The organism is Shewanella psychrophila, from assembly GCF_002005305.1.
GTDB classification, from domain to species: Bacteria; Pseudomonadota; Gammaproteobacteria; order Enterobacterales; family Shewanellaceae; genus Shewanella; species Shewanella psychrophila.
Genome location: NZ_CP014782.1, coordinates 167,840 through 191,094 on the forward strand (window position 1 = coordinate 167,840; position 23,255 = coordinate 191,094).

Here is a 23,255-nt window from a genome sequence, read left to right on the forward strand (position 1 = left end):
GTCATGATAAAAGTTGTTAAGTCTTCTCTTGCCAAGCTGGGATTAGTTTTTAGCCTGGTTCTCTCATCTTCCTTGTTGGCAGCGCCTTGGGTGGATGTCTCCGATATCTATCTCAGAGCTGATATTCAAGCTCTTGCTGATTCAGGTGTTATTACCGTGCCTGTCAATACCTATCCTCTGATGTGGTCAGGTATTGGCGTTGACCTAGCTAAAGTTGAGCCATCGATTTTGACCCCAGACTTGGCCGAGGCGTATGCAAGGGTTAACTATTATTACCGCAGTGCTGTCGGCAACCGAGGTAATACCCGTATCAAGGCGGCCGCGGCAACCGATGCGGCGCGCTTCCAGCATTTTGGTTCGGATTATCGTGAGCAAGGTGATCTTCAGGTTTCCCAAGAATATATGGGCGAACGTTTTGCCTTCAAGGTGTCGGCATCGGCTCATTATAATCCTGCCGATGGTGAAGAGTTCCGCCTAGATGATTCATATATGGCTATGATTTGGGGCAATTGGATCTTTACCGCTGGTGCCATTGAGCAATGGTGGGGGCCTGGGTTTGATTCGGCATTACATAGGTCTAATAATGCACGTCCTTTGCCGTCAGTGATGGTGAGTCGAAACAATGCTGCTGGCTTTGAAACGCCTTGGCTTTCTTGGCTTGGCCCTTGGACATTAACAGCTGGTATAAGTCAATTAGAGGAAGATAGGGCTGTATCTAAGCCATTATTGTGGAGTTTTCGTAGTTCACTTCGCCCTATACAGCAGTTAGAGATTGGCTTTTCCTGGTCAACTCAGTTTTGTGGCGAGGGCGAGGAGTGTAGCTGGGACAGTGCACTAAAATCGATAACGGGTCAGCGTGATTGTCGCGGTGCAGGTGAGGCAGGTTGTACCAATTATGGGAACCAGATGGCGGGCTATGATATCCGTTTCAGCGATACTTGGTTCAATATCCCATTTGGTATCTATTACGAAAAAACCTGTGAAGATGCCAAAGGCTCTGCGCCTTGGGATATCGTCGATTGTGGTCATTTTGGCGGTATAGATACGCGTTTCAATTTCGATAATGCCCAGTATAAGTTGTTCTTCGAGTATACCGATACCATGGTCGCCTGCGGTGAAGATGATAATAGCTTCAACTGTATGTATGAGCATTCAACTTACCAATCAGGCTCGCGCTATTACGGTAAAACCTACGGCAGTACCTATGAAAGTGATGCGATAGTCTATGCCCTAGGCTTAATTGGCCAGTTCAAAGATAGCAAAGGTATCACTTCGATACTTAGATATGCTCAGTTAAATAAAGATGGCTCTAGCCCAGGAAGTGCTTGGGTGGAACAAAGGCCAAAAGAAGACCTGTTGATGTTAGAGCTTAGTTACCGTATGCCTATCTGGAAAGGTATGATGAGTGTTGGTGGTACTGTGTCGCGCTCTGAGTTTGACACTCAGGAGAGTGAGTCCGATGCCAGCTTATTTGGCACTTATGAGTATCGTTTTTAAAAGAAGGTGCTAGGTAGGAGGGACGAGGTGCTAGAGCGGTAAGGTTCGCACCTTGTTCCTAGTTTCAGCGGCTCGCTGCGCTCTTGCGTGAGCCTGCGAACGTCCTCGTAGCCACATAGTGGTGTTCTCGAAGGCGTTTTTCAGCCTTCTACCTCGTCTGGCATATGCCACAAAATACCGTTGCCCGTTGGCCTAATTTTATCTCACTGAGTAGATTGCCACATTGAGTGCAGGTTTTTCCTCCACGGCCATACACGTGCAGTTTCTGAGCAAAGTATCCAGGTTTACCATCAGCATTGGTAAAATCCTTCAAGGTGGTGCCTCCTTGCTTGATGGCATTAGCCAATATCTCTTTTACCTCAGTAACCAAGATTGTTAAACGTTCAATATCAATTTTTCCGGCTTCAGTTTGAGGGTGTATTCCCGCGGAAAACAGGGCCTCGTTAGCATAGATGTTGCCCACGCCAACCACGATATGATTATCCATTAAGCAGAGTTTGACCGCTTTTTTCTTGCCTTTGAGCGAGTCAAACAGGTATTGAGGGTGAAAGTTGGCTTCCAGAGGCTCTGGGCCAAGCTTTGACAGTAATGGGTGAGCTTCTTCAGGGAGCTCACACCAAAGCCAGGCACCGAAGCGTCTAGGGTCGTTATATCTGAGCACCTTGCCGCTGGCGAGTTCCAAATCGATATGATCATGCTTCTCTACAGGTGTAGATTTGGGGACAATTCGAAGGCTGCCTGACATACCTAAATGTACAATAGTGGTTCCTGCATCGGTATCGATTAGCAGGTACTTAGCACGTCTTCGAACGTTACGTATCTCTTGTCCGACAATCTGCTGCGCAATATCAGGTACTGGCCAGCGTAAACTGGGGTTACGCACTGTTAAGCCGATCACTTGCTGCTCAACTAAGTGGGGTGTTATTCCTTGGCGAGTGACTTCAACTTCGGGAAGCTCAGGCATATTGATTCTCTACTTGATATATTTTGTAAATAATAGGCTTAATACCTGCTCTACTGCTCAATGAAAGCTTCCGCTTTGATGATCGGAGTTAAAGCTTCACGTTGACTAGGCGGGATCTGATACCAGTTATTAGCCGGTGATTCGAGTAAACCTGATGTGGCAAAAAACTTCCATAGTTGGGGTTGAGATTTATTGGCTATTTGAATTACCACTTTTTGTGCTAATTCATTATCGGCAGCTCCAAGTGGCTGACCTAATGGTGACAAATGAATATGACTCCAAGCTTCAGCCCAAGACTGACAGTTGAGTACATTGGGGTGGCATTGCCAACTAAAAGTCCCCTTATTGAGCCAAAGCTTATCGAGCTGTAGCTGAGTTAAAGGAGAGTCTTCATCGAAAAGTGGCGAGGCATCGTCGGGGAAATTAGCTGTTTTGTTATCTAATAGAGTCAGAACCGATATCATCATAATAGTTGCAAGGATGATGATATTATTCCACTTTTTCCGTGAGAGTGCCATATTGGTTCAGAACTTGATGCGAAGATAATAGATACTAGCACAAACCATCGGCTGTTGGCTCTGGCACGGACTGCGCCAACAGCGATCCAAATGAAGCTCTTAACGTTTCAGCATTTGAGTCACTATTCTAGTTCTAGGTTGCTAACCACCGGTGGCATTCATGAATCGCAGTATCTGTACTTCGCCTTCCACATCAAATATATGCTCCTTAGGTTTGAGCTTAATCGCGTCTAAGATGGCGGTTTTTAGTTTATTTATGTTACCGGGAAACTCACGGACTATGGCCTTGAGATCCACCGAGTGCTCATTGCCCAGGCAGAGAAGTAAGCGTCCCTCGACAGTGACGCGCACTCGGTTGCATTCATGACAGAAATTATTGCTGTGGGGAGAGATGAAGCCCACATGTATCGAGCTGCCGGACATGGTGTAGTAACGCGCGGGACCACCTGTGCGTTTATTGGAAACGCTGAGTTGATAGCGCTCAGAGATAATGGCCTTGACCTCGTCGCTGCTGCAGTGACGGCTCTTCTTACGTTCATCGATAATGCCCAATGGCATCTCTTCGATGAAGGCGATATCCAGCTCCCGGTCGCGGCAAAACTCGATAAGATCTAACACCTCATCATCATTCTGACCGCGCAGGATCACAGCATTGATCTTGATCCGTTTAAACCCTGCAGCTTTGGCGGCATCGATACCTGCGATTACACGCTCGACCTTGCCATTGCGGGTGAGCTCGGTAAATAGATCTGGCTTGAGGGTATCCAGGCTGATGTTGAGTCTGCTTAAGCCTGAATCGCGCATTTTATCGGCAAACTTAGTTAGACGTGAGCCATTGGTGGTCATCGACAACTCTGACAAGCCAGGCAATGTGCCGAGTTGCTTGACGAGTTTGTCGCAGTCGCTGCGAACCAAAGGCTCGCCACCGGTGAGGCGGATCTTGCTGACACCGAGCTCGGTAAATGCTTGCCCCACCCATGCCAGCTCTTCAAGACTCAGCACCTGCTCTCGTTCCAGAAAGCAAGGATCTTCACTCATGCAGTAAACACAGCGAAAATCACATCTGTCGGTGACAGAGAGGCGCAAGTATTCCACCTTGCGACCAAAGGTATCGACGATCAAACTCATACTAGTTACCTACAACAGGGCTCTAACGGCTGAAGCTTCTGATTGATACAGACAATATGCAGTGCATATTCTAAGTTACAGAAGATCGGCAAAGGGTTGAATATAAACGGTATCACCAGGATTCAACTGATCATCTTGCTCACCTATGATGATAAGACAGTTCCCTTTGACCATAGAGCTCAGCATCCCTGAGCCTTGTGCACCTGTTGTTGTAACGTGTAGCTTGCCATCTTGAGCTAAGTGGTAGACGCCTCGGATAAACTCTGTACGTCCCTCGCGACTACGCATCTTACAATCGGCAACGGCGGGAACCAGGCTCGGCTGCCAGTTTGTTTCTCCGGCGAGTTTGCGTAGTGCTGGTTGAACGAATTGTATAAAGGAGACCATGACCGCAACTGGATTACCCGGTAAACCGAAGAATAGGCTGTCACCAATTTGGCCGAAGGCTAGGGGACGTCCCGGACGCATGTTGATACGCCAGAAGTTAATTTGACCGACTCGATCTAAGGCCAGCTTGATGAAGTCGGCGTCACCGACCGATACGCCTCCAGAGCTTATAACTACATCAGCATCGACGGCGGCCTGTTTTAATGCCTCAGCGAGGGCATCTTCTGAGTCATGAATGATACCTAAATCGATCACCTCACAGCCCAGTTTACGCACCATAGACTTGATGGTGAAACGGTTAGAGTCATAAATACAGTTCTGTTTTAATGGCTCACCGGGTTGGCAGACTTCATCTCCGGTGGAAAAAACGGCGACCTTAGGGCGTCTGAATACCGGAAGTTGACCAAAACCTAAGGATGCCAGCATACCTTGCTCAGAGGCCTGCATACGCTTATGAGCTGCTAGCGCTGTCTTGCCTTTAGCGATATCTTCCCCGGCTAAGCGTACATGTTGGCCTAAGACTATCTCTCCCTGGAAGCTGACTTCTGAGCCTTGCTCGTTAGCAAGCTCCTTCGCCTGTATGGTGTCTGCACCGGCAGGAACTGGAGCACCTGTCATGATGCGCACGGCTTCGCCGTCCTGCAGTGTGCCTTTATATTGATGTCCGGCCATCACGTCGGCGACTACGGTGTAGCGCTCGAGCCTAGGCTCGGAAAGTTTGAATGCATAGCCATCCATAGCCGAATTGGTATTCAGTGGTACATCAACTGGAGATATTGCATCTTCGGCGAGCACTCGGCCGCTAAGATCATCTAATACCAATTGCTCGGTGTCGGTGATCGGTTTTACGAAGGATAGAATATTATCTATGCCTTGTCCTACGGAGAGTGTCTTACTCATCTCGAATTCACAGCCAGAAGAGGCTGCTAACGGTACTGGAGCTGGAGATGCCTGCCACTTGCCGATATATTCGATGACAAAGTCGGCTATCTGAGCGACATTGTTGATATCCAGGCGGTGTAACTCACTAGGGACTTGGGTGTCATCACAACAGGCAATAGCTTGGATATTATCATCTTGAGTGTGAATAAAGGGTTTGCCGTGTGCGGCTCTGTGTAGCTCGATTTTTGGTAGCTCAAGTTTCTTGAAGCCTTCGACCAAAACGATGTCGACCTTGTCTTGTTCTATCTGTTGCAACAGATGTGGTAGCTGAGGATCTCCTTCCACCGCATTTTCAGTCATGAGAGCCCAGCGTACATGGGAGGCGACCAACATCTGGCGAGCACCCGCTTTGCGCATCTCGAAGCTGTCCTTTCCCGGAATATCCACATCGAAGTTATGATGGGCGTGTTTAACCACGGCCAACTTAACACCACGACTGTTTAACTCTGGAATGAGTTTCTTGAGTAAGGTGGTTTTTCCTGTGCCGCTATAGGCACAAAATCCGAGTACCGGGATCGATAGCGGATTGGTAAAAGGAATGCTCATTTATACCTCGAAATTTATTTGGCAATTGCCTCAGCAAGCTGTTGTTTTTGTTCTGGCGTGTTCACGTTAACAAAGGCATTGGGTTGATCTGCAAAATCAGCAACAACACAGTGATGTTTTGCGTACCAAAAATCTATTTTACGTTCACCGGCATCTAAGAAGGCTTTCATAGAATCTCTTAGTCCAGGCTTGAGCAACAAGACCACGGGTTGCTCTCTCTTGCCGTCACTAGCAACTGCTAGCTCGGCACCTTGGCTCTCTATCTTTTCCAGCATGCGTGACACCAGATCGGTCGGTAGCAAGGGACAGTCACAAGGCACGACTAACAAGTAGTCTGCCTGGGTATTCCCCATGGCGGTGATCATTCCCGCTAGTGGGCCCAAATAACCTGTATCTTCATCACTGATAACAGGGTAACCAAACTCAGCATAACTGGTTTGATTACGATTTGCGTTGATCAGGATCTCCTTAACTTGAGGTTTTATCCGATCGATTGCATGTTTTATCATAGGTTGTGCATTTAGCTCGACTAGACCTTTATCGTTTCCACCCATGCGCCTAGCCATTCCGCCGGCTAAGATAACGGCATCAATTTGCAATGACATATTGAGAGTCCTGTATGTTTATTGGAGCTGTCTTCGCTGGATTAATCGCAGCAGACGATGACACAATTGTTCGGTCTTTTATTATCCAGGTCTGATTACATAAGCTGGTCAGCGCACAAGATTGATGACTGCTGATCAGCATGCCTGTGCCAAACTCTTGTAGTTCATTGATCATAGCTAGCACCAGTTGTTGAGAATATTTATCCATGTTAGAGGTGGGCTCATCTAACATCAATAACTTAGGGCGCATTACCCAAGCCCTGGCTATGGCGAGTCTCTGCCTCTCACCGCCTGACAAGCTGGAGGCAGCCTGTTTATGCAAATGAGTCAGTTGAGCCATCTCGATTGCGATCTGAGTGCGTTGATTGAGTTCATTGGTACTCAAATCGCTAAATGGGTGTGGGTAGCGCAGATTATATTCGACGCTACCGTCGAACAGGTAAGGGTGCTGATGCAAATAAACCGCCTTCCCCAACAGAGGATTGGAACGCCACCATGGCAGTGGTGCGAATCCTTCAGCTGTGATAGTTCCACTGCTAGGCTTCAGCAAACCTGCGAGCAACTTCATTAAGGTGGTCTTGCCGCTGCCGTTATCGCCTTGAAGGTGTATGGTTTTACCCTCTGACAGCTGTACTCTGTCAATGGTGAATAGTTGTCTCTCATCGAAGCACATCTCGATATTTTGCGCTATCAAGTTGACCATAAGTTAGTGGCTCCTCGGTTCGGCTTTGCCTCTGAGGATACCTAAGGCGAAGTTAAGCACGAGGGAGAGTATGAGTAACACAAGACCTAAGGCTATCGCTTGGGCAAAATCACCTTTGCTGGTTTCTAGTGCAATAGCTGTGGGGATATTACGAGTCACGTCGGCAATATTCCCCCCCACCATCATGGAGCAACCGACTTCCGTCAAGATACGGCTGAAGCCAGCGACAACGGCCATCAGTAAGGGGACTTTTAACTCTCTGCATAAGGTCCAGATAGCTCTGATCCAGGAGGCGCCTAAGGTACGGGATGTTTCCCATGCTCTGCGGTCAACACTGGTAAAGGCCGCCTGACTCATGGCGACTAAAACCGGAGCACAGATTAACATCTGGCCTAAAATCATGCCTTTTTGCGTAAACAACCACCTAAGATCACCCAGAGGCCCCATACGGGTTAGCATAAGATAGACAAGTAAGCCTATGACCACGGTGGGAATTGATTGCAAGGTTTGAATGAGATTGGTGATAAACCAGCGGCCGGGAAAGCGTCCGAAAGCCAGCACAAATCCTAGTATCATAGAGGGCAGTAAGGTGATCAATAGCGCTGCAAAAGATACAGAAAAAGAGACGGAAACGATGGACCACACTTCGGGATCCAATGAAAACAGCAGGCTCAAGGCCTGCTGTAAAAGGGCTAACCAGCCTTCATTCATCTGTGATAGACCGATTCAAATAACGGCATATGCAGACCTTCAAATGTGTCTGCTGTATCGCATTTTAAAAAGCTGTTTAACCAGAACCTTAGAGTCATTCGCTATAAGTTGCCTTAAATAATTGCTCACCTTTGACCTTATAGCTATTGATCATGCCTTGAGCTTCGGCACCAATCAGCCAATCACTTAGGGCTCTCGCGCCTTCGTGGTTAAGATCTGGGTATTTAACAGGGTTAATTAGCATGATTTGATATGGGTTAGCTAGTGCTTGTCCGCCATCAAAATCAATTGCCATATCCAACTTGGCTTGATAAGCCACAAAAGTACCTCGGTCTGACAGGGTGTAACCTTGTAATTCATTGGCCATAAGTAAGGTCTTACCCATGCCTTGACCTACTGACTTATAACCTGTGAAAGAGGGATCTACCTTGGCATTCTTCCAGATAATCAGCTCTTTCATGTTAGTACCTGAATTATCTCCACGAGAGATAAAGGTTTCACCTGACTTAGCTATTTTAGCAAATGCTTGTTCAACTGTCTTACTGCTACGGATCTTCGCGGGGTCATTTTTAGGGCCCAAGATCACAAAATCGTTCATCATTATACCGCGAGGGAGTAGGCCATAGCCTTCATCGACAAATTTAGCTTCGGCGGCGGGAGCATGAGTCATGATGACATCGACATCACCTTGGCGGGCTAGCTTTAATGCTTTGCCTGTGCCGGTAGCAATGACCTGCACCTTGTAACCTGATTCGGCTTCAAATTTTGGTAGTAAATTTTTCAATAAACCTGAGTTTTCGGTGCTGGTGGTGGTGGCTAGTTTTATTATCTCTTCGGCATGGGCTGGCATGCCCGTTATTAACGTAATGGCTAATGCAATGCTGAAGACGGACTTAAGGTTTAACATGCTTACTCCTTGGCAATTCTAAAGGGAGGACCCATTGCCATATGGTGTCATCCAATAATTTATCTAAACTAGCAATTTCGGTGCCAAGTGAAATATAGATAAATTGGCTTCACAAGATGGCGGAAAGTGCGAGTCGAGTCGCAAATTTAGTAAGCGTTAGGCAGACATATTGTCCTAGGTGTCGCATTCTTTGGTTCACAGTGACCTTTTTGCCTAAACTAGATGCTAGAATCATCAGCAGATGAGTCAAAATGTCCAAAAGTAGACAATATGAGCCAATTAAAGAAAGATTCTAAACCACTTCCCTCAGCGGTTTCTGTGCTTATTGTAGATGATGAGCCGGGAATGCGTAGTTTCCTGAAAAAAGCCTTATCCAAGAAGTTTGCTTTAGTGGAGACGGCTGCGAGCGTCGAAGACGCCGAACAGCTGAGAAGTCGTTGTCACTTTGATCTACTCATTGTCGATATACGTTTACCCGGGCGATCTGGCATAGAATGGCATGAGGCGATCGATGATCAAGAGCGTCGCTCAGATATCATCTTTATGACAGGCTACGCCGATATGGATGTTGCTATTAGGGCTCTACGAGCCGGTGCATCCGATTTTATCATGAAACCATTTCACCTTGAGCAGATGATGAAGGCGGTCGACCGCTGTATAGAGCGCCGCCTACTCAAGCGTGAAAACTTGATGCTGCGTCGGGAAGTTTCTATTGGTCAATCTTCTACCATAATCGGTAGCAGCGATGCCATGCAGGAGGTTAAGCACGTGATTGAGCGCGTCGCACCAACCAATGCGGTGATCTTGATTGAGGGCGAATCTGGTACTGGTAAAGAGCTAGTGGCCAGGCAACTTCATCTACTCAGCGGTAGACAAGGACCCTTCGTGCCAGTTAATTGTGGCGCGATTGCCCCTGACTTGTTGGAGAGCGAACTATTTGGTCATTCAGCCGGTGCTTTTACCGGTGCTAAGGGCAGTCGTGAGGGGTTATTTAGCTTCGCCTCAGGTGGGACATTGTTCCTCGATGAAATTGGTGAGATGCCACTCAAGATGCAGACGGCCCTGTTAAGGGTTCTGGAGCAGAGAACGATACGTCCCGTTGGCAGCGAAAAAGAGATTAAGATCGATGTCAGGGTGCTAGCGGCGACGAACAGAAGGCTGGCGGAAGAGGTCGAGCAAGGTAACTTCAGACGAGATCTTTATTACCGTCTTAATGTATTAGATATTGTGATCCCTCCTCTGCGAGAGCGACCCGAAGATGTGGTCGAACTTACCCATCATTTTACCTTGCAGTTGGCGGCGGAGCTCGGGGTTAAGGAGGTGGTCTGGAGTCATGAAGACATGCTTAAGCTGCAGCAATATAGCTGGCCCGGTAATATCCGTGAGCTGCGCAACATGATCGAGCGTTGCATCTTATTAGGTAAGCCGCCGGCGGAATATTGGAAGCAGCAACCTAAGAGTGAATCGTCAAACGAATCGGGCTATCCACTTGACTGGAGCTTAAAGGAAGTGGAGAAGCATCATGTGATGCAAGTTGTCGATATACATCAAGGCAATAAATCTGCTGCTGCCAGAGACTTAGGCGTATCGCGTAAGACCTTAGATCGCAAATACAAAGAGTGGTTCAGTACACATAAAGAAGAGGAAAATTAACGTGTCTTTTTTCCCTCGGGTATTCGGTGTTAACTGGAAGCAGATGCAAGCTAAGGTACGTTATAGAATTCTTATTCTGACCTTGTTACCTATATTACTGACCTTAGTCAGTTTAGTGTTTATCACCATTTACTGGAATATCAGTTATACGGGTAAGCAGCTGTTTATGAAGGTTAAGGCTGACCTCACAGTTGCTAGTAACACCTTGGTCTCGGTACAGAAGAGTCAAGAGAAACAGCTAGAGTTAGTAATGAATTCCTGGGAGTTCCAGAATGAATTCAGGCAGTTCGACACCAGCCAAGATGACTCCCGCAAGAAGATAGAGGTCTTTCTGGAGGCGCAGAAACAAAAGTTGGATTTGGATTTCCTCAGCTTGGTCAGTATATCTGAAGCCGCCGCGGATCCGGATCTTCGTTTCATGTTACCTAAGGTTGAGGGTCGTGATGCCTATTCAGGCATGATGGTGTTGGGTCCAAATAGGCTTGCCAGAATCGCCCCAGATCTGGTTGCGGCCGCCAATATTCTTCTCGTTGAAACTCCCAGATCTCAGAAACTCACTAAGACGGTTGAAGACAGGGGCTTACTTAGCCGTAGCTTGTTACCTATCCCTGACGCTAGTGGCAATATCGCCTGGTATCTGGATGGTGGCATCCTATTTAACCGCGACACTCGCATCGTCGATCATATTCGTGATCTGGTTTATGACAAAGGCACCTTACCTGAGCGTTCTATAGGCACGGTGACCATCTTCCTCGATAATATTCGAATCAGTACCAATGTTCCTTTACATTTCTTTCCTCAAGATGGTGAAACAGAGGGGCGCGCCTTGGGCAGCCTGGTATCGGAAGAGGTGAAGCAGAAAGTATTGTCCCAGGGTCTGCTCTGGGTTGATCGGGCCTTCGTGTTTAATGATTGGTTCATTTCGGCATATTCGCCATTGGTGGATATTCAGGGTAATCGCATCGGCATGATCTATACCGGTTTCTCCGAGTCGCCATTTATTCACAATTATCTGCTGAATATCATAGAGTTGGGAACCATCTTAATGTTGGTTCTTTTGGTGTCAGGACTCTTAGTCTATCGTGGTGCTTACAGCTTATTGCAGCCGATAGAGCGAATTCATCATGTGGTTAAAGCGGTCCAGTCCGGCCGTAATCTGCGTATCGGCTCTTTAGGCTTAGAGCGGGATAATGAACTATCTAATTTAGCCGAACAGTTTGATCGTATGTTAGATCTGCTGCAGCGTAGAAACTCACAAATCCAGGCGGCATCAGAGCTATTAGAGGATAAAGTCGAAGAGCGTACCCGCAGCCTGCAAGAGAAGACCGAAGAGCTACAGAACAACGTAGCCCTATTAAACGAGACTCGACAGCAGTTGGTTACTAACGAAAAGCTGACCGCTTTAGGCGAACTGACCGCCGGGATAGCACACGAGATCAACAATCCGACAGCGGTGATCTTGGGCAATATGGAGCTGCTTAAGTTTGAACTTGGTGATAATGCAAAAATCGTCGAGGAAGAGATCGATCTGGTTATTCAACAGGTCGGACGTATTAGTACGATTATTCGTAGCCTATTACAGTACAGTCGCCCGGGAGAGTTCAACGCGCCATTAGAGATGCATCAGCTGACTCCTATTATCGAAGAGATGCTGGTGTTGGTGAGGCATTCGATTCAGGAGCAAGAGGTTATCTTGAATCAAGAGCTCAATGCGAGTTATCCCATAGAGGTGAACCGGCCTCAGCTATTGCAAGTTTTGATTAACCTAGTGGTTAATGCTGCTCATGCTATGGATGAGCGGGGGCGGATCTGGATCAGAACCTATGATTGGGTTCATATGGATGAACCTATTGGCGTTAAGATTGAAATAGAAGACGAAGGTAAGGGGATACCTCAAGAGCAGCTGAGTCGGATCTTCGATCCCTTTTATACCACTCGGAAGGATGGTACAGGCTTAGGTTTATCTCTAAGCTATGGCATCATTAAGCGCATAGGAGGTACGATTGAAGTGAGTTCGACTGTCGGTAAGGGTACCTTGTTTACCATAGGTTTATATCATAATGCTAAAGAGGAACGGACTGATACACCTTATGAAGGACTACACTTCAATGGCACTTAATCTAAGTCGGGCATTTATGCTAAACCATCGAAGAGGTTAGCGCACAGCAGACAAAAAAAAGCCTGGAAAATATAATCCAGGCTATAAAGAGTGTGTGAGCAATGTCGTGCTGATGACCCAACTTCATTATGACCTATGCCGTGAAACATAGGCTGAATCACATAAGTAAGTATGAATCCTTGGAACGCATGCAAATAGTAATCATTATCATTTGGTTGTGCAAGTGTTTTGTTTGTTTTTTATGTGAATAGGGCTATGGTTAACGTTTACCACATTTAAAATCAATTGCTTACCTTGTATTTTGCGGACTGAAATTTACAAACAATTGTTTTGCCGTTTTACCAATTTGAATCCCCTACAAGTAGGACATAGACTGATATTGGCCTTTTTTCCTCTCGATACCTATTAACTGATGATGTATGGCTATTGGCTATGTTGATAGGACTATTGCCGCTTGGTAGGAACATACTCACTGGTTGCCTTGTCTCTGAAGCGTTAAATTCTCGTTGAGTGACCACACATTTGTACCAATCGGTAATCGGCTTCAGTCAAAAAATTTTAGGCAAAAAAATACCGGGATAAAGAATATCCCGGCTATAAGAGTGTGTGAGCAATGTCGTGCTATGCGAAACCCGCTTAACTTTCCTATTTAGTTAACTCTTTGAGCAAAAAATTAATTAAATAGTGAGCTAATTAAAACAGAGATGAAGTGTTTACCTTAGCTTGTAGAGTGAGTTCTTGGAACGCACCCAAATAATAATCATTATCATTAAGGTTTGCAAGTTTTATTTGTATGTTTTTTAGGTTTAATTTGTTGTCAGTTTGATTTCGCGATTTAGCTGATTGTTTTTAATGTGTTTTGTTTTTTTGTGATTTTTAACAGAGCAATATGGATTGTTGTTATTTAAATTGAGGTAAAGAGCTGTTTATCAAATATTACTTTTAGGTCATGGCGAGTTCAAGGGGTGAATATATTTGCACAAGGTTGCTAGTCTTGCTTCACGGTAAAAATCAGACAAAAAAATACCGGGATAAAGGATATCCCGGCTATAAGAGTGTGTGAGCAATGTCGTACTATGCAAAACTCGCTTAACTTTCTATTTAGCTAACTCTTGAAAAGTTAATTAGATAGTCAGCTAATGAAAACAGAGATGAAGTGTTTACCTTAGCCTTGTAGAGTGAGTTCTTGGAACGCATGTAAATAGTAATCATTATCATTAAGGTTGGCAAGGCATTTTATTGTAAAGATTTAAAGTCGCGCCATATCACGGGTGAGCGACTTGTATAAACTATTGTAAATAAAGCATATAAAGTGAATTTATATCAATACTATTTTTTAGTGATGATTCTTTGTTCTAGAATTTTTAATAAGATGCCATATGCAGGTAGGAACAGGCACAAGCTTACGATAAGTTTGAAACCATAATCGACACTGGCTATTTCAGGCCAATGTTCTGCCATAAAGCTATCGCTGGAGGCGTAAAAAGCGATCCCAAAGAAGACGATAGTATCGATCAGATTGCCGACTAATGTTGAAGCTGCTGGAGCTACCCACCAGGACTTAGTATCCCTTAATTTTGCAAAAACAGTGATATCCATTAATTGACCAACAAGGTAGGCAGCAAAACTGGCAAATGCAATTCGAAAGACAAAGCTATTAAACTCGCTCAGCGCACCAAACCCTTGAAAACTAGCCTGATGAAACAAGACACCCATTAAATAAGAGATAACTAAGGCGGGAAGCATGGCCTTAAAAATGATTTTTCTTGCATTACTCTGACCGAAAATTCTTACGGTTAAATCTGTAGCAAGATAAACGAATGGAAAGCTGAATGCTCCCCAGGTCGTATGTAAGCCAAAAATCTGAAATGGCATCTGAACTAAATAATTACTCGCGGATATGATCAATATGTGGAAGCCGACGAGCAGAAGTAGCGCGCGACGAATTTGCGTTGCCGATATGGATAACATTTTGCGACCTTTTTATAGATTAAGCTTTGGTGCGGGGTGAGGGAACCCGCCAGTTCTGGGTAACACTGAATTAAGTGGCTAATGGAATAGGCATCTTAGTGAGTATTTTTGATTGTTTTGCCCCTAAGGGCGGCACAGTATATAGGTGTAAAGATTACTGGCAAGTAAAAATCTGCCTGAGCGATCAAATAATAGCTTTAGCATCTAAACTTAAGTCAGGTTCCTCGGACTTAGCCAATTGAGTGTTCGAGTGAATGTTCCTCTCCGTTTAAATCGACTCAACTGCAGGTAATAAGGTCGACACTAGGGCCAAGGCAATGAAACAGCTAATTTGCAGATTGATTTTAATCGTACTGAGCGCTATTCCTATCAATGGCTTAACTGAGCCTACTCGGATTCATATCGTTACCGAAAATTGGGTTGGATATACTAATCATGATGGTAGTGGTTATTACTTCGATATTGTAAGGCGTATTTTCCCCGCTGAAGAGTGGCAGCTTAAAATCGATATAGTGCCTTTCTCTCGGGTTAGGTATTTACTACATTATAATAAGGCCGACATGGCGCTTGGCTTCTACCCTGATGATAAAACTCGCTCTATATACAGCGATATTCCTATTGAAGTCGATACCGTAGATGTGGCTATAACGCCTGAGTTAGCGGCATTGTGGCAGGGCATAGACAGCTTAGCTCAAAAGAAGGTGCAGGCACTGTTAGATTATCGCTTCGATGAATTGATCCCCGTCCCCATGTACTACGAAGAGAGTGTTAACTTGCTGGATCTGTTGAACCGAGTTAATCAAGGGAAAATCGATGCGGTTTTAGATTATAAGCCTGCTATGCTCACTAAAGTGGGCGATCTTAATCAGCCAAAGCAATTTGTTATTTTGGAAGATGTATTTCGCCTCGAAGTCTATTTTGTATTCAGTCAAACAGAAAAAGGTGAGAGCCTGAAAATGCATTTTGATAGAGAGTTACAAAAGTTGATCGACAGTGGCGAGCTAGATCGACTGTTTCGTCATTACGTAGGTGAAGATGCCGAACGGCTTTCAGCTAAATAATGAACCATAAATAAAGGAACTTGAAGTCTCTGTGTCTAAGAATTCTAGAGTTCGGTTAATATTGAGAGTATTGTTGTGAGCTTATTTTCCAGTTCTACCCACTCTGCATCAGCCTCTGACCCTGATACGATTCCAGCCCCAGCAAATAAATTGATTCGACCGGGTTCGATCAGCGCGCTGCGAATAGCGACGGCAAATTCACTTTCATACTTATTAAAGTATCCACAAGCGCCGGCATACCAACCTCTGTTATACCCTTCTCGCTGACGTATAAAGTTCATTGCCGGTTCTTTGGGTAATCCACCCACGGCTGGAGTTGGGTGCAGGGCAAGCAATAGCTGGAAATCATCCACGCCGGGTTTTAATTCGGCGCGAATAGAGCGATGCAGATGCTGAATATGACTTAATTTAAACACCTTAGGTGTCTCTTCAGCACCTACATAGTTACTTAAGGGGGTGAGAACATCGACAATGTGTTGCCTAACAAGCTGGTTTTCATGACTATTTTTACTATCTTTCATTAGCTGGGTTGCTAGTAAGGCATCTTCTTCTTGGTTGAGCCCTCGTGTCGTTGTGCCTGCCAATGCTTCAGTAAATAGTTCTCTTTGTCGGCGGCGAAATAGCCGCTCCGGTGTGCAGGAGATAAATGTACTATCCGGGCTAAATTGAAAACCAAACTGAAAGCTATTTGGGTTACGCCCCTGCCAGCAGGCCAGTAGCATCCAAGGATTAATTTCCTCGTTAATTTCAAGTTGAGTCAGACGAGATAATACTACCTTAGGGGTTTCTTTGATAAATTTGGGGTGAGTTACCTTATTGACTAACTCGGTCCAATGATAACGATCTGGCCTATCATTACGTCCTAACAGGCTGACTTTGTTTGGTGGTGGTAGTGGTTTTGGGGCGGCTAAGCTGGCTAAGCTATCGATGGCATTTCGCCGCTCAGATTCGGTATCCTGGTTTTCACAATTTAAATTGACTAGTAACTTATATTCAGTACCGCTGCGTCTTAGCTCTATTCTGGGCAAAACAAATCTGGCTCTGCCAAATTCAGGCCAAGACTCAGTCGTTCTGTCGAACGCGACACCGCCGTAATAACGAATGTCCTGATTATTGGATAATGCGCGCTGTTCCTGGTACGCCATGGCGAGCTGATTATCGTCTGAGGCTTCCTCATAGAAGAAATCTTTACAGTTACCGATTGCAGATACTTCTTCCTCTGTGTCTCTGCCTTTCCAATAGATCCTCGGATAAATTGGCTGGGCAGATAACCAGGCTATAGCTGGTATGGCTTTAATGCTGACAGACAGTTGAATAATGGGATCGCTAGGGGACTGGAAATTGAATTGTTTCAGCTTGTCAGTAAGAGATGAAATAGCCTGTGACAAGATTAGGGCAGCCAATAAAAACTCCAAATAGATCAGAACAGTGAAAGGTCATGTTGTGGCATGAACTCAGTTGCTAAGACTCATAAACAATCGGTAATAAGAATCTTTACCACAAAGTAAAGGGCGAGCTAAAAACTGTCAAGTTATAGGCCATCAAGCTGTGAGCTTGAACTAAATTTCGGCAGTGTAACGCCCTTATGACTATAGAAGTAAAAGTGAGAGGTGACCCTATTCAGAACATCAGACTTTAAATTAAGCCGTTACTAAACTAAATGAGATGTTCACGGTATGTTTTTAAGTCGAATAGTTATGTTATCGATATTTTAAAGTGGTGATTTATCCTATCTAGGAATAGAATGCTCCCCCTCACGCCAATTAAAAACAAAATGTCGACAAGGCATCTGGCGTACTAGAATACTTATATGAAGATGTATTAAGGTAAAGAGTCTAAATTAGATAAAAAGACTCTAGGCTCATAGGTCATTTGGGGGATGTGAGTACATGGTCGGTTCGACGGATTCTAAAGCATTGGTTAAATTTCCTGTGTCCAAATTGGACATAGGTATGTTTGTGTCGGCCATAGATCAGCAAGGTCAGGTGGCTGTTGCTAATGCAGGTCAGATCCGTAATCAAAATTCGATTATCAAGCTACAGAAAAATGGCATCGAATATGTGTGGATTGATATCGAGCGTTCGGCCGATAGCTGTGGACTTAAACGCGCAATCTCCCCTAAACCCGTAGCCAAGAAAACCAAACCAAGTAGAGAGAAGTCCCAACAACATGCAAAGAAATTGATCGTTGAGGCTAAAGATCTGGTCAAGAAGGTATTGTCAGAGGTCTTCGAGGGCAAGGCCATCGAAGTCGCACCTTTCGAAGCATTGGCCGACAATATGATCGAATCCGCACTACTCGACGATGATGCCCTCAAGTGTGTATCGGCACTGAGAACTAAAGACGCTTACCTGTTAGAACACTCGATCAACGTCGCATTTTTACTGGTGACCTTTGGTAAATATCTGAAGCTGGATAAAGATATCCTTAGGCAGATGGCCGTGGGAGGGATCTTGCATGATATCGGCAAAATTAAGGTCGATAATAAGGTACTTCATAAGCCGGGAAAGTTAACCCCTCAAGAATTTGAGCATATGAAGTTGCATCAGGTTTTTGCCATAGAGATTATGGCAGAGACCAAGGGGTTGTCGGATCTTAGTAAAGATATCTGTTTAATGCATCATGAGAAGTTGGATGGTAAAGGTTATCCAAGAGGTCTTAAGGGAGATGAAATTCCCTTACATGGTCGCATGAGTTGTATTGTCGATATTTTCGATGCATTAACGGCCACTCGATGTTATAAAGAAGCCATGAGCCCTGCAGCGGCCTTTAAAATCCTCCTAAGCCTGACCCCGTTTCATCTGGATGAGACCTTAGTTTATGAGTTTATCCGCTGTGTGGGAGTTTATCCTGTGGGCTCATTAGTGGAGCTATCGGACGGACAAATAGGCATAGTCTGGGAGGCAAAGGAGAGGGATGCGCTGCATCCCATACTCAAATGTTTCTATTCCATCAAACACAAACGATATACGAGTGTGAACATGGTCGATCTGCTTAAGTCAGATCTACATATCGAGCGTGGTGTTTCCCCGAGTAGTCTGGATGTTGATCCTGCTCCATTTTATTAGTCTTTGTCCCTCTTCAAACTAAGCCGTTTTGATCTACCTCTTACATCACGGGTATAATCTGGCATTCGACTTATTCTGATGATGAGAATCATGAAGCGTACATTACCTGTGATCGTTATTTTACTCTCTTTAGCCTTACTAATCCCTGGTGTGACTCTGCCCATTTTGAACATTAGTGGAAGCATAGAGAAATCTGAGCTGGCTCAGGCCGGGATCAGCCATCTGGCTGATGGCAGCGGTAGCGCGCGGGATATGCTGACTATGATGTCGAGCATGTTAGGGTTAGACACGATCCAAGGTGAGGTTCAGGTCTTTCAGAAAACGCGCAGTATCTGGGGGACTGTTGAGGAGCTATATCTGTCCGGGAATATCTTGGTGGCTCTGCTTGTGGGGTTATTCAGTGTCGTCATTCCGGCATTTAAACTTATCTTGATGTTAATCCAGCAAACGCCTATCACACAGAGGGCAAGATTCAGGTTAAGTAAGCTTACCAGCATGATAGCTAAATGGTCGATGGCCGATGTGTTTGTTGTGGCACTTATCGTGAGCTATATGGCGGGCAATGCCTCGGCGGGAATGGGAGAGCTGTTAAAAACCACAGCGAGTTTCGCTGTGGGTTTTTATTATTTCTCTGTTTACTGTGTTTTTTCTATTCTCAGTGGTTACTTGATGCGTCACGAACGAGAAGTCATTGGTACCAAAGATGAGCTAGGGGTTGAGTCTAGGGCCTAGATAATGGCTCTCTTAATTGGGATGAGATTCGAGTAAAAAATCTATTTCATTATTGATAATAAGTTATTTATATTCAGCCTTAGCCGATCTAGCTATTTGTTAGTAAAAACGGGTATTTGGGATTAAATCGCGATTCGATAAATAATAACCACTCTAGGTAGATCTGCTTCGCATTTCTATATTATGCCACTTTGTGGTGTTACTTGGGCTATATCCAGAGTCCAAAGTCAGCCGGAGGTTAGAAGATGAAACAGTGGTTAATTATCTTATGTTGTGCAGTTTTTGTTATCGCCTCATTGCTTACCAGTGGCCTAACAAGGGCGCTTATCGATCTAACAGCCTTCGCGTGCTTGTTATGGATCGTACTCGGATATAAATCCACCCCAGTGAAGCAATCTTAGTTCTGTCTTGAGTCTTACAGCTTAAAACTCGAAACTTTTGTTAAACATACAAAATATACAGCAGCGAACCTGTGCCGATCGACAGCCAGAGTGTTACCCCAAGTATTAAAGGTTTCGCTCCGGCAGCCCGCATCTTACCCACAGTGATCCCAGCCCCTATCAAGAACAGACATAAAACCAATACTCGCTTGGATAACTCAAAAATGGCCTGATAAGCGATTTGTCCCTGAGGGAACCAATGGGCGATAGCGATGGCGAGGCAATAGAAGCCGATGAAATAGGGAATAGTAATCTTTTTCTTGTCACCGCCAAATAGTAGGGCGCTGATAAGTGCGATTGGAATTATCCATAATGCACGAGCGAGTTTGATGGTGGTTGCAGTTGTAAGGGCTTCTTCGCCATAGGCCGAGGCTGCGCCGACGACTGAGGAAGTGTCGTGTATCGCGATTGCACTCCATACACCAAAGTCATATTGGCTCATGGCAAACAGGTGACCTAGGGCTGGAAACAGAAACAGGGCGACAGAGTTAAGAATAAATACCGTAGCCAAAGCAATAGCCGATTGCTCGCTCTTAGCATTGATGGCGGGAGATACTGCTGCGATGGCACTGCCGCCACAAATCGCTGTACCAGCCGATATCAAATGTCCCGTTTTTGTGTCGAACCTCAGCGCCTTAGTAAGTAAGTAACCTAAGGTTAAGGTGAACACTATCGAGCCTAAGATCAGTGGTAGATTATCTAAAGTGGCAGATATTGCGGTCTGCAGATGAATACCGAATCCCAGACCTATGATCGAATATGACAATAATCGCTTAGTCCATGACGCTATATCTAGGTTGGCAGGTATTAAACCAAGACTCGCTAAGCTAAAACCGAGTATTAAGGCGATAGGCGAGGAGATAACCGGGAGCAGGCAGAGGGAAGCGATTAAGAAAAAAGGCAGATACTTTTTAATTATGGGTAACTTTTCCTGCAATGTATGTTTGTCTGCTGCCATAGGATCGAGTTGAAGTAAAACGGCTAGTAATTATAGCCAGAGAAACAGTGTCAATAAATTCAATTAATTTTAGTTGTTGATTCAATAAAATTGAATCACTATAAGAAGGAGATTAGCTTATTGCCTCCATCGTCACCTCAAAAAGCAGTCATAAAAAAGCCCGACGCTATAAATATCTATTGGTATTAGATAGCAGCCGGGCGAATCACTTTTTAATAAGCTGCTATCTCATAGTAACAAATTCTTCCGCGCCAGTCGGGTGGATAGCCACAACTGCATCGAAGTCTTTCTTAGTCGCCCCCATCTTCATGGCAACGCCGAAACCCTGTAAAATCTCATCCATGCCGTAGCCTAGGCCATGTATGCCAACAACTGTCTCATCAGGGCCGGCACAGACAAGCTTCATCTTACAGGCTTGGCGATGGGCTGTAATTGCCGTGTACATTGAGGTGAATCCCGAGCCATAGACTTTGACATTCTCTTCACCATATTCAGCAATGGCCTCAGGCTCGCTGAGTCCCATAGTGCCAATCGCCGGATGACTGAATACTACTGTAGGAATAAGTTTGTAATCCATCTTAGCATCGGTCATGCCATTGAACAGGCGCTCAGACAGTAGGCGACCCGCTTTAACGGCAACTGGCGTTAGTTCTACGCCACCTTGGATAATATCGCCGACACAGTAGATACCTGGGTTGGTGGTATTTTGTTGATCATCAACAATCACATAGCCTTTGTCATTAAGCTGAACTTGGGTATTTTCAAGACCGATATTGCCGGTAGAAGGTTTACGGCCGATAGCCCAGATTAGGGTATCAACTTCATAGCTCTCACCATTTTCAAGCTTAAGGGTCAGACTTCCATCGGCATTCTTTTCTACCGCTTGGGGTGTGCTATTGATATGCAGGCTAGGGCCATCAGTAGCCATAGACTCCATCAAAGCTTCACTCAGCATAGGATCGAAGCTACGAAGGGGCGCGTGTTTACGCACGAATAGGTGAGTCTCGCTACCTAAAGAATGTAATACACCAGCTAGTTCGACGGCAATGTAGCCGGCACCGATAACGGCAACACGCTTAGGTTGCTCCCTAAGCGCGAAGAAACCATCGGAATCGATACCGTGTTCTGCGCCGGGAATAGTTGGGATGGTTGGTGAGCCACCTGTGGCGATAAGAATATTATCGGCGGTGTAGTGCTCGCCATCGACTTCAATGGTGCGCTCGTCGACGAAACGGCCATAGCCGCGGACTAAGGTGACCTTGTTGCTTTCCAATCCACGGTCATAGGCGCCGTGGATGCGATCGATATAGGCCTCGCGGCTGTCGACTAAGGTGTTCCAATCAAACTTATTTACCGTGACATCGAAGCCATAATCTTTGGCGTATAGATGCAGTGCTTCGGCGACTTGTGCGCCATACCACATGACCTTCTTAGGTACACACCCTACATTGACACAAGTTCCGCCGAGAGCCTTTGCCTCGATAAGAAGTACTTTAGCGCCGCGCATAGCTGCACGGTTTGCCGATGCAATACCACCACTACCTGCGCCAAGACAGATATAGTCAAAATGTTGGGCCATCTTTATCTCCAAAAAAGTCTTTAAAAGGTTGCTCGAAAAAGCTTGCCTCATTGTAGAGGGAATTTATGTCTTGAACCAGTGCTCTATCTTTGACCCGAAATCCAGACATTAAATTTCAACTTTCATGTCCAAGCTGAAAGTTGCTGTTAACGCCGATACTGACAAGTATCATATTCTCTCTGATTTGGTCCCTCTGCACCACACTTCATACACAGCCACTCTTTGTGTCTTATTTTTAATTCATTTCTATGAAAAGCATAGCTTGCTTGGTTTCCTGTGTAAGACAGACTCTTCTCTAATTTATCCATACGGCTGTCGAGCCAGCGACAGCTAGGATCGTTGGCAACATCGACTCTACTGGCAAGTTGCTGTTTTCTTGAAAGAGTTTTAGTGTTTTTCTTCTTAGGGTGTTGAATCTTTTTCCTCTTGGCTTGTTTGGGTTTATGGATCGGTGGGGCGTGATATTCAAGGGCGCTTCGAGTCGCGGGGATGGGAATTGGTTTACCTTCACTGTCTAAGGCGATACCGATACCAAGAGGGGGCGCATCGGCATTGGTGAGTAAGCTTTTATCGTTAGCTTGGATAGAGAGGGGAAACAGTAAGAGCAGCATTGCTAACGCTGGCTTGATCAACAAATACTGACGCGCAACTGGCTTCTCGATATAGAAGAGTGACATTCCCTGTTCCTCTTTGCTGGGTACTTTAAATTTTTGATCTGTATTCGATTGGTGTATCAAATATAGATTGTACTAACGGCGTTCCCTGC

General features: G+C 45.3%; 19 protein-coding genes. 6 read left to right on the forward strand and 13 right to left on the reverse strand.

All coding sequences use genetic code 11. The features are described 5' to 3' along the window. Window positions 1–3 precede the first annotated feature (3 nt). On the forward strand, window positions 4–1,497 hold the full coding sequence (locus sps_RS00815) for a capsule assembly Wzi family protein (protein WP_077750741.1): 1,494 nt from the start codon (window positions 4–6) through the stop codon (window positions 1,495–1,497). A gap of 148 nt (window positions 1,498–1,645) precedes the next feature. On the opposite strand, the gene mutM is transcribed toward sps_RS00815, so the two are convergent. From mutM to sps_RS00855, 8 genes are all read right to left on the reverse strand, one after another. Then, a complete protein-coding gene (mutM, locus tag sps_RS00820; protein ID WP_077750742.1) occupies window positions 1,646–2,461 on the reverse strand; it encodes a bifunctional DNA-formamidopyrimidine glycosylase/DNA-(apurinic or apyrimidinic site) lyase in 816 nt (271 codons plus the stop codon). 50 nt (window positions 2,462–2,511) lie between these two features. Then, window positions 2,512–2,979: a hypothetical protein gene (locus tag sps_RS00825; protein WP_077750743.1), complete on the reverse strand. Its 468-nt coding sequence runs from the start codon at window positions 2,977–2,979 to the stop codon at window positions 2,512–2,514. A 141-nt stretch (window positions 2,980–3,120) separates the two neighbouring features. Further along, window positions 3,121–4,107 (reverse strand): GTP 3',8-cyclase MoaA, encoded by a 987-nt coding sequence (gene moaA / locus sps_RS00830; RefSeq protein ID WP_077750744.1) that lies wholly within the window; start codon window positions 4,105–4,107, stop codon window positions 3,121–3,123. Between the two features lie 75 nt (window positions 4,108–4,182). Continuing rightward, a complete protein-coding gene (locus sps_RS00835) occupies window positions 4,183–5,982 on the reverse strand; it encodes a bifunctional molybdopterin-guanine dinucleotide biosynthesis adaptor protein MobB/molybdopterin molybdotransferase MoeA (RefSeq protein WP_077750745.1) in 1,800 nt (599 codons plus the stop codon). A 14-nt stretch (window positions 5,983–5,996) separates the two neighbouring features. Beyond that, window positions 5,997–6,587, reverse strand: a complete 591-nt coding sequence (mobA, locus tag sps_RS00840) for a molybdenum cofactor guanylyltransferase MobA (RefSeq protein ID WP_077750746.1) — start codon at window positions 6,585–6,587, stop codon at window positions 5,997–5,999. Next, entirely contained in the window at window positions 6,571–7,290 is a 720-nt protein-coding gene (locus sps_RS00845; RefSeq protein WP_077750747.1) for an energy-coupling factor ABC transporter ATP-binding protein, read from the reverse strand. The genes mobA and sps_RS00845 overlap by 17 nt, the downstream gene beginning before the upstream one ends. Before the next feature lie 3 nt (window positions 7,291–7,293). Then, window positions 7,294–8,001 carry an ABC transporter permease gene (locus tag sps_RS00850; RefSeq protein WP_077750748.1) on the reverse strand — a complete coding sequence of 236 codons (708 nt, stop codon included), beginning with the start codon at window positions 7,999–8,001 and terminating at the stop codon, window positions 7,294–7,296. A 94-nt stretch (window positions 8,002–8,095) separates the two neighbouring features. Continuing rightward, window positions 8,096–8,908: an ABC transporter substrate-binding protein gene (locus tag sps_RS00855; protein WP_077750749.1), complete on the reverse strand. Its 813-nt coding sequence runs from the start codon at window positions 8,906–8,908 to the stop codon at window positions 8,096–8,098. Window positions 8,909–9,178: 270 nt separating this feature from the next. Here sps_RS00855 and sps_RS00860 point away from each other — a divergent pair, with 270 nt between their 5' ends. Both sps_RS00860 and sps_RS00865 read left to right on the forward strand, forming a co-directional pair. Then, the gene (locus sps_RS00860) at window positions 9,179–10,561 is read left to right on the forward strand and encodes a sigma-54-dependent transcriptional regulator (protein ID WP_077750750.1); all 1,383 of its coding nucleotides are present in this window, start codon (window positions 9,179–9,181) and stop codon (window positions 10,559–10,561) included. 1 nt (window position 10,562) lies between these two features. Further along, window positions 10,563–12,680: a sensor histidine kinase gene (locus tag sps_RS00865; RefSeq protein ID WP_077750751.1), complete on the forward strand. Its 2,118-nt coding sequence runs from the start codon at window positions 10,563–10,565 to the stop codon at window positions 12,678–12,680. A 1,329-nt stretch (window positions 12,681–14,009) separates the two neighbouring features. Here sps_RS00865 and sps_RS00870 read toward each other — a convergent pair. Beyond that, a complete protein-coding gene (locus tag sps_RS00870; RefSeq protein ID WP_077750752.1) occupies window positions 14,010–14,651 on the reverse strand; it encodes a 7-cyano-7-deazaguanine/7-aminomethyl-7-deazaguanine transporter in 642 nt (213 codons plus the stop codon). Window positions 14,652–14,968: 317 nt separating this feature from the next. On the opposite strand from sps_RS00870, the gene sps_RS00875 reads away from it, so the two are divergent. Beyond that, a complete protein-coding gene (locus sps_RS00875) occupies window positions 14,969–15,712 on the forward strand; it encodes a substrate-binding periplasmic protein (protein ID WP_077750753.1) in 744 nt (247 codons plus the stop codon). A 44-nt stretch (window positions 15,713–15,756) separates the two neighbouring features. Here sps_RS00875 and sps_RS00880 read toward each other — a convergent pair whose 3' ends face one another. Next, window positions 15,757–17,115 carry an isochorismate synthase gene (locus sps_RS00880; RefSeq protein ID WP_077750754.1) on the reverse strand — a complete coding sequence of 453 codons (1,359 nt, stop codon included), beginning with the start codon at window positions 17,113–17,115 and terminating at the stop codon, window positions 15,757–15,759. A gap of 486 nt (window positions 17,116–17,601) precedes the next feature. On the opposite strand from sps_RS00880, the gene sps_RS00885 reads away from it, so the two are divergent. Together sps_RS00885 and sps_RS00890 are read left to right on the forward strand one after the other, a co-directional pair. Continuing rightward, window positions 17,602–18,780: an HD-GYP domain-containing protein gene (locus sps_RS00885; RefSeq protein ID WP_077750755.1), complete on the forward strand. Its 1,179-nt coding sequence runs from the start codon at window positions 17,602–17,604 to the stop codon at window positions 18,778–18,780. Between the two features lie 90 nt (window positions 18,781–18,870). Further along, the gene (locus sps_RS00890) at window positions 18,871–19,512 is read left to right on the forward strand and encodes a paraquat-inducible protein A (protein WP_149027198.1); all 642 of its coding nucleotides are present in this window, start codon (window positions 18,871–18,873) and stop codon (window positions 19,510–19,512) included. A gap of 441 nt (window positions 19,513–19,953) precedes the next feature. Here sps_RS00890 and sps_RS00895 read toward each other — a convergent pair whose 3' ends face one another. The 3 genes from sps_RS00895 to sps_RS00905 all read right to left on the reverse strand — a co-directional run bounded on the left by sps_RS00895 (window position 19,954) and on the right by sps_RS00905 (window position 23,166). After that, window positions 19,954–20,910: a YeiH family protein gene (locus sps_RS00895; RefSeq protein WP_077750757.1), complete on the reverse strand. Its 957-nt coding sequence runs from the start codon at window positions 20,908–20,910 to the stop codon at window positions 19,954–19,956. A 223-nt stretch (window positions 20,911–21,133) separates the two neighbouring features. Then, window positions 21,134–22,489 carry a glutathione-disulfide reductase gene (gene gorA, locus sps_RS00900; RefSeq protein ID WP_077750758.1) on the reverse strand — a complete coding sequence of 452 codons (1,356 nt, stop codon included), beginning with the start codon at window positions 22,487–22,489 and terminating at the stop codon, window positions 21,134–21,136. A gap of 146 nt (window positions 22,490–22,635) precedes the next feature. Beyond that, window positions 22,636–23,166, reverse strand: coding sequence for a hypothetical protein (locus sps_RS00905; RefSeq protein ID WP_077750759.1), 531 nt, complete (start codon window positions 23,164–23,166; stop codon window positions 22,636–22,638). Window positions 23,167–23,255 lie beyond the last annotated feature (89 nt).

Bases quoted from the DNA above. Each gene is read 5' to 3' on its own strand.
- sps_RS00815 (WP_077750741.1), top strand. From the start codon at position 4: ATGATAAAAGTTGTTAAGTCTTCTCTTGCCAAGCTGGGATTAGTTTTT.
- mutM (WP_077750742.1), bottom strand. From the start codon at position 2,461: ATGCCTGAGCTTCCCGAAGTTGAAGTCACTCGCCAAGGAATAACACCC.
- sps_RS00825 (WP_077750743.1), bottom strand. From the start codon at position 2,979: ATGGCACTCTCACGGAAAAAGTGGAATAATATCATCATCCTTGCAACT.
- moaA (WP_077750744.1), bottom strand. From the start codon at position 4,107: ATGAGTTTGATCGTCGATACCTTTGGTCGCAAGGTGGAATACTTGCGC.
- sps_RS00835 (WP_077750745.1), bottom strand. From the start codon at position 5,982: ATGAGCATTCCTTTTACCAATCCGCTATCGATCCCGGTACTCGGATTT.
- mobA (WP_077750746.1), bottom strand. From the start codon at position 6,587: ATGTCATTGCAAATTGATGCCGTTATCTTAGCCGGCGGAATGGCTAGG.
- sps_RS00845 (WP_077750747.1), bottom strand. From the start codon at position 7,290: ATGGTCAACTTGATAGCGCAAAATATCGAGATGTGCTTCGATGAGAGA.
- sps_RS00850 (WP_077750748.1), bottom strand. From the start codon at position 8,001: ATGAATGAAGGCTGGTTAGCCCTTTTACAGCAGGCCTTGAGCCTGCTG.
- sps_RS00855 (WP_077750749.1), bottom strand. From the start codon at position 8,908: ATGTTAAACCTTAAGTCCGTCTTCAGCATTGCATTAGCCATTACGTTA.
- sps_RS00860 (WP_077750750.1), top strand. From the start codon at position 9,179: ATGAGCCAATTAAAGAAAGATTCTAAACCACTTCCCTCAGCGGTTTCT.
- sps_RS00870 (WP_077750752.1), bottom strand. From the start codon at position 14,651: ATGTTATCCATATCGGCAACGCAAATTCGTCGCGCGCTACTTCTGCTC.
- sps_RS00875 (WP_077750753.1), top strand. From the start codon at position 14,969: ATGAAACAGCTAATTTGCAGATTGATTTTAATCGTACTGAGCGCTATT.
- sps_RS00885 (WP_077750755.1), top strand. From the start codon at position 17,602: ATGGTCGGTTCGACGGATTCTAAAGCATTGGTTAAATTTCCTGTGTCC.
- sps_RS00890 (WP_149027198.1), top strand. From the start codon at position 18,871: ATGAAGCGTACATTACCTGTGATCGTTATTTTACTCTCTTTAGCCTTA.
- sps_RS00895 (WP_077750757.1), bottom strand. From the start codon at position 20,910: ATGGCAGCAGACAAACATACATTGCAGGAAAAGTTACCCATAATTAAA.
- gorA (WP_077750758.1), bottom strand. From the start codon at position 22,489: ATGGCCCAACATTTTGACTATATCTGTCTTGGCGCAGGTAGTGGTGGT.
- sps_RS00905 (WP_077750759.1), bottom strand. From the start codon at position 23,166: ATGTCACTCTTCTATATCGAGAAGCCAGTTGCGCGTCAGTATTTGTTG.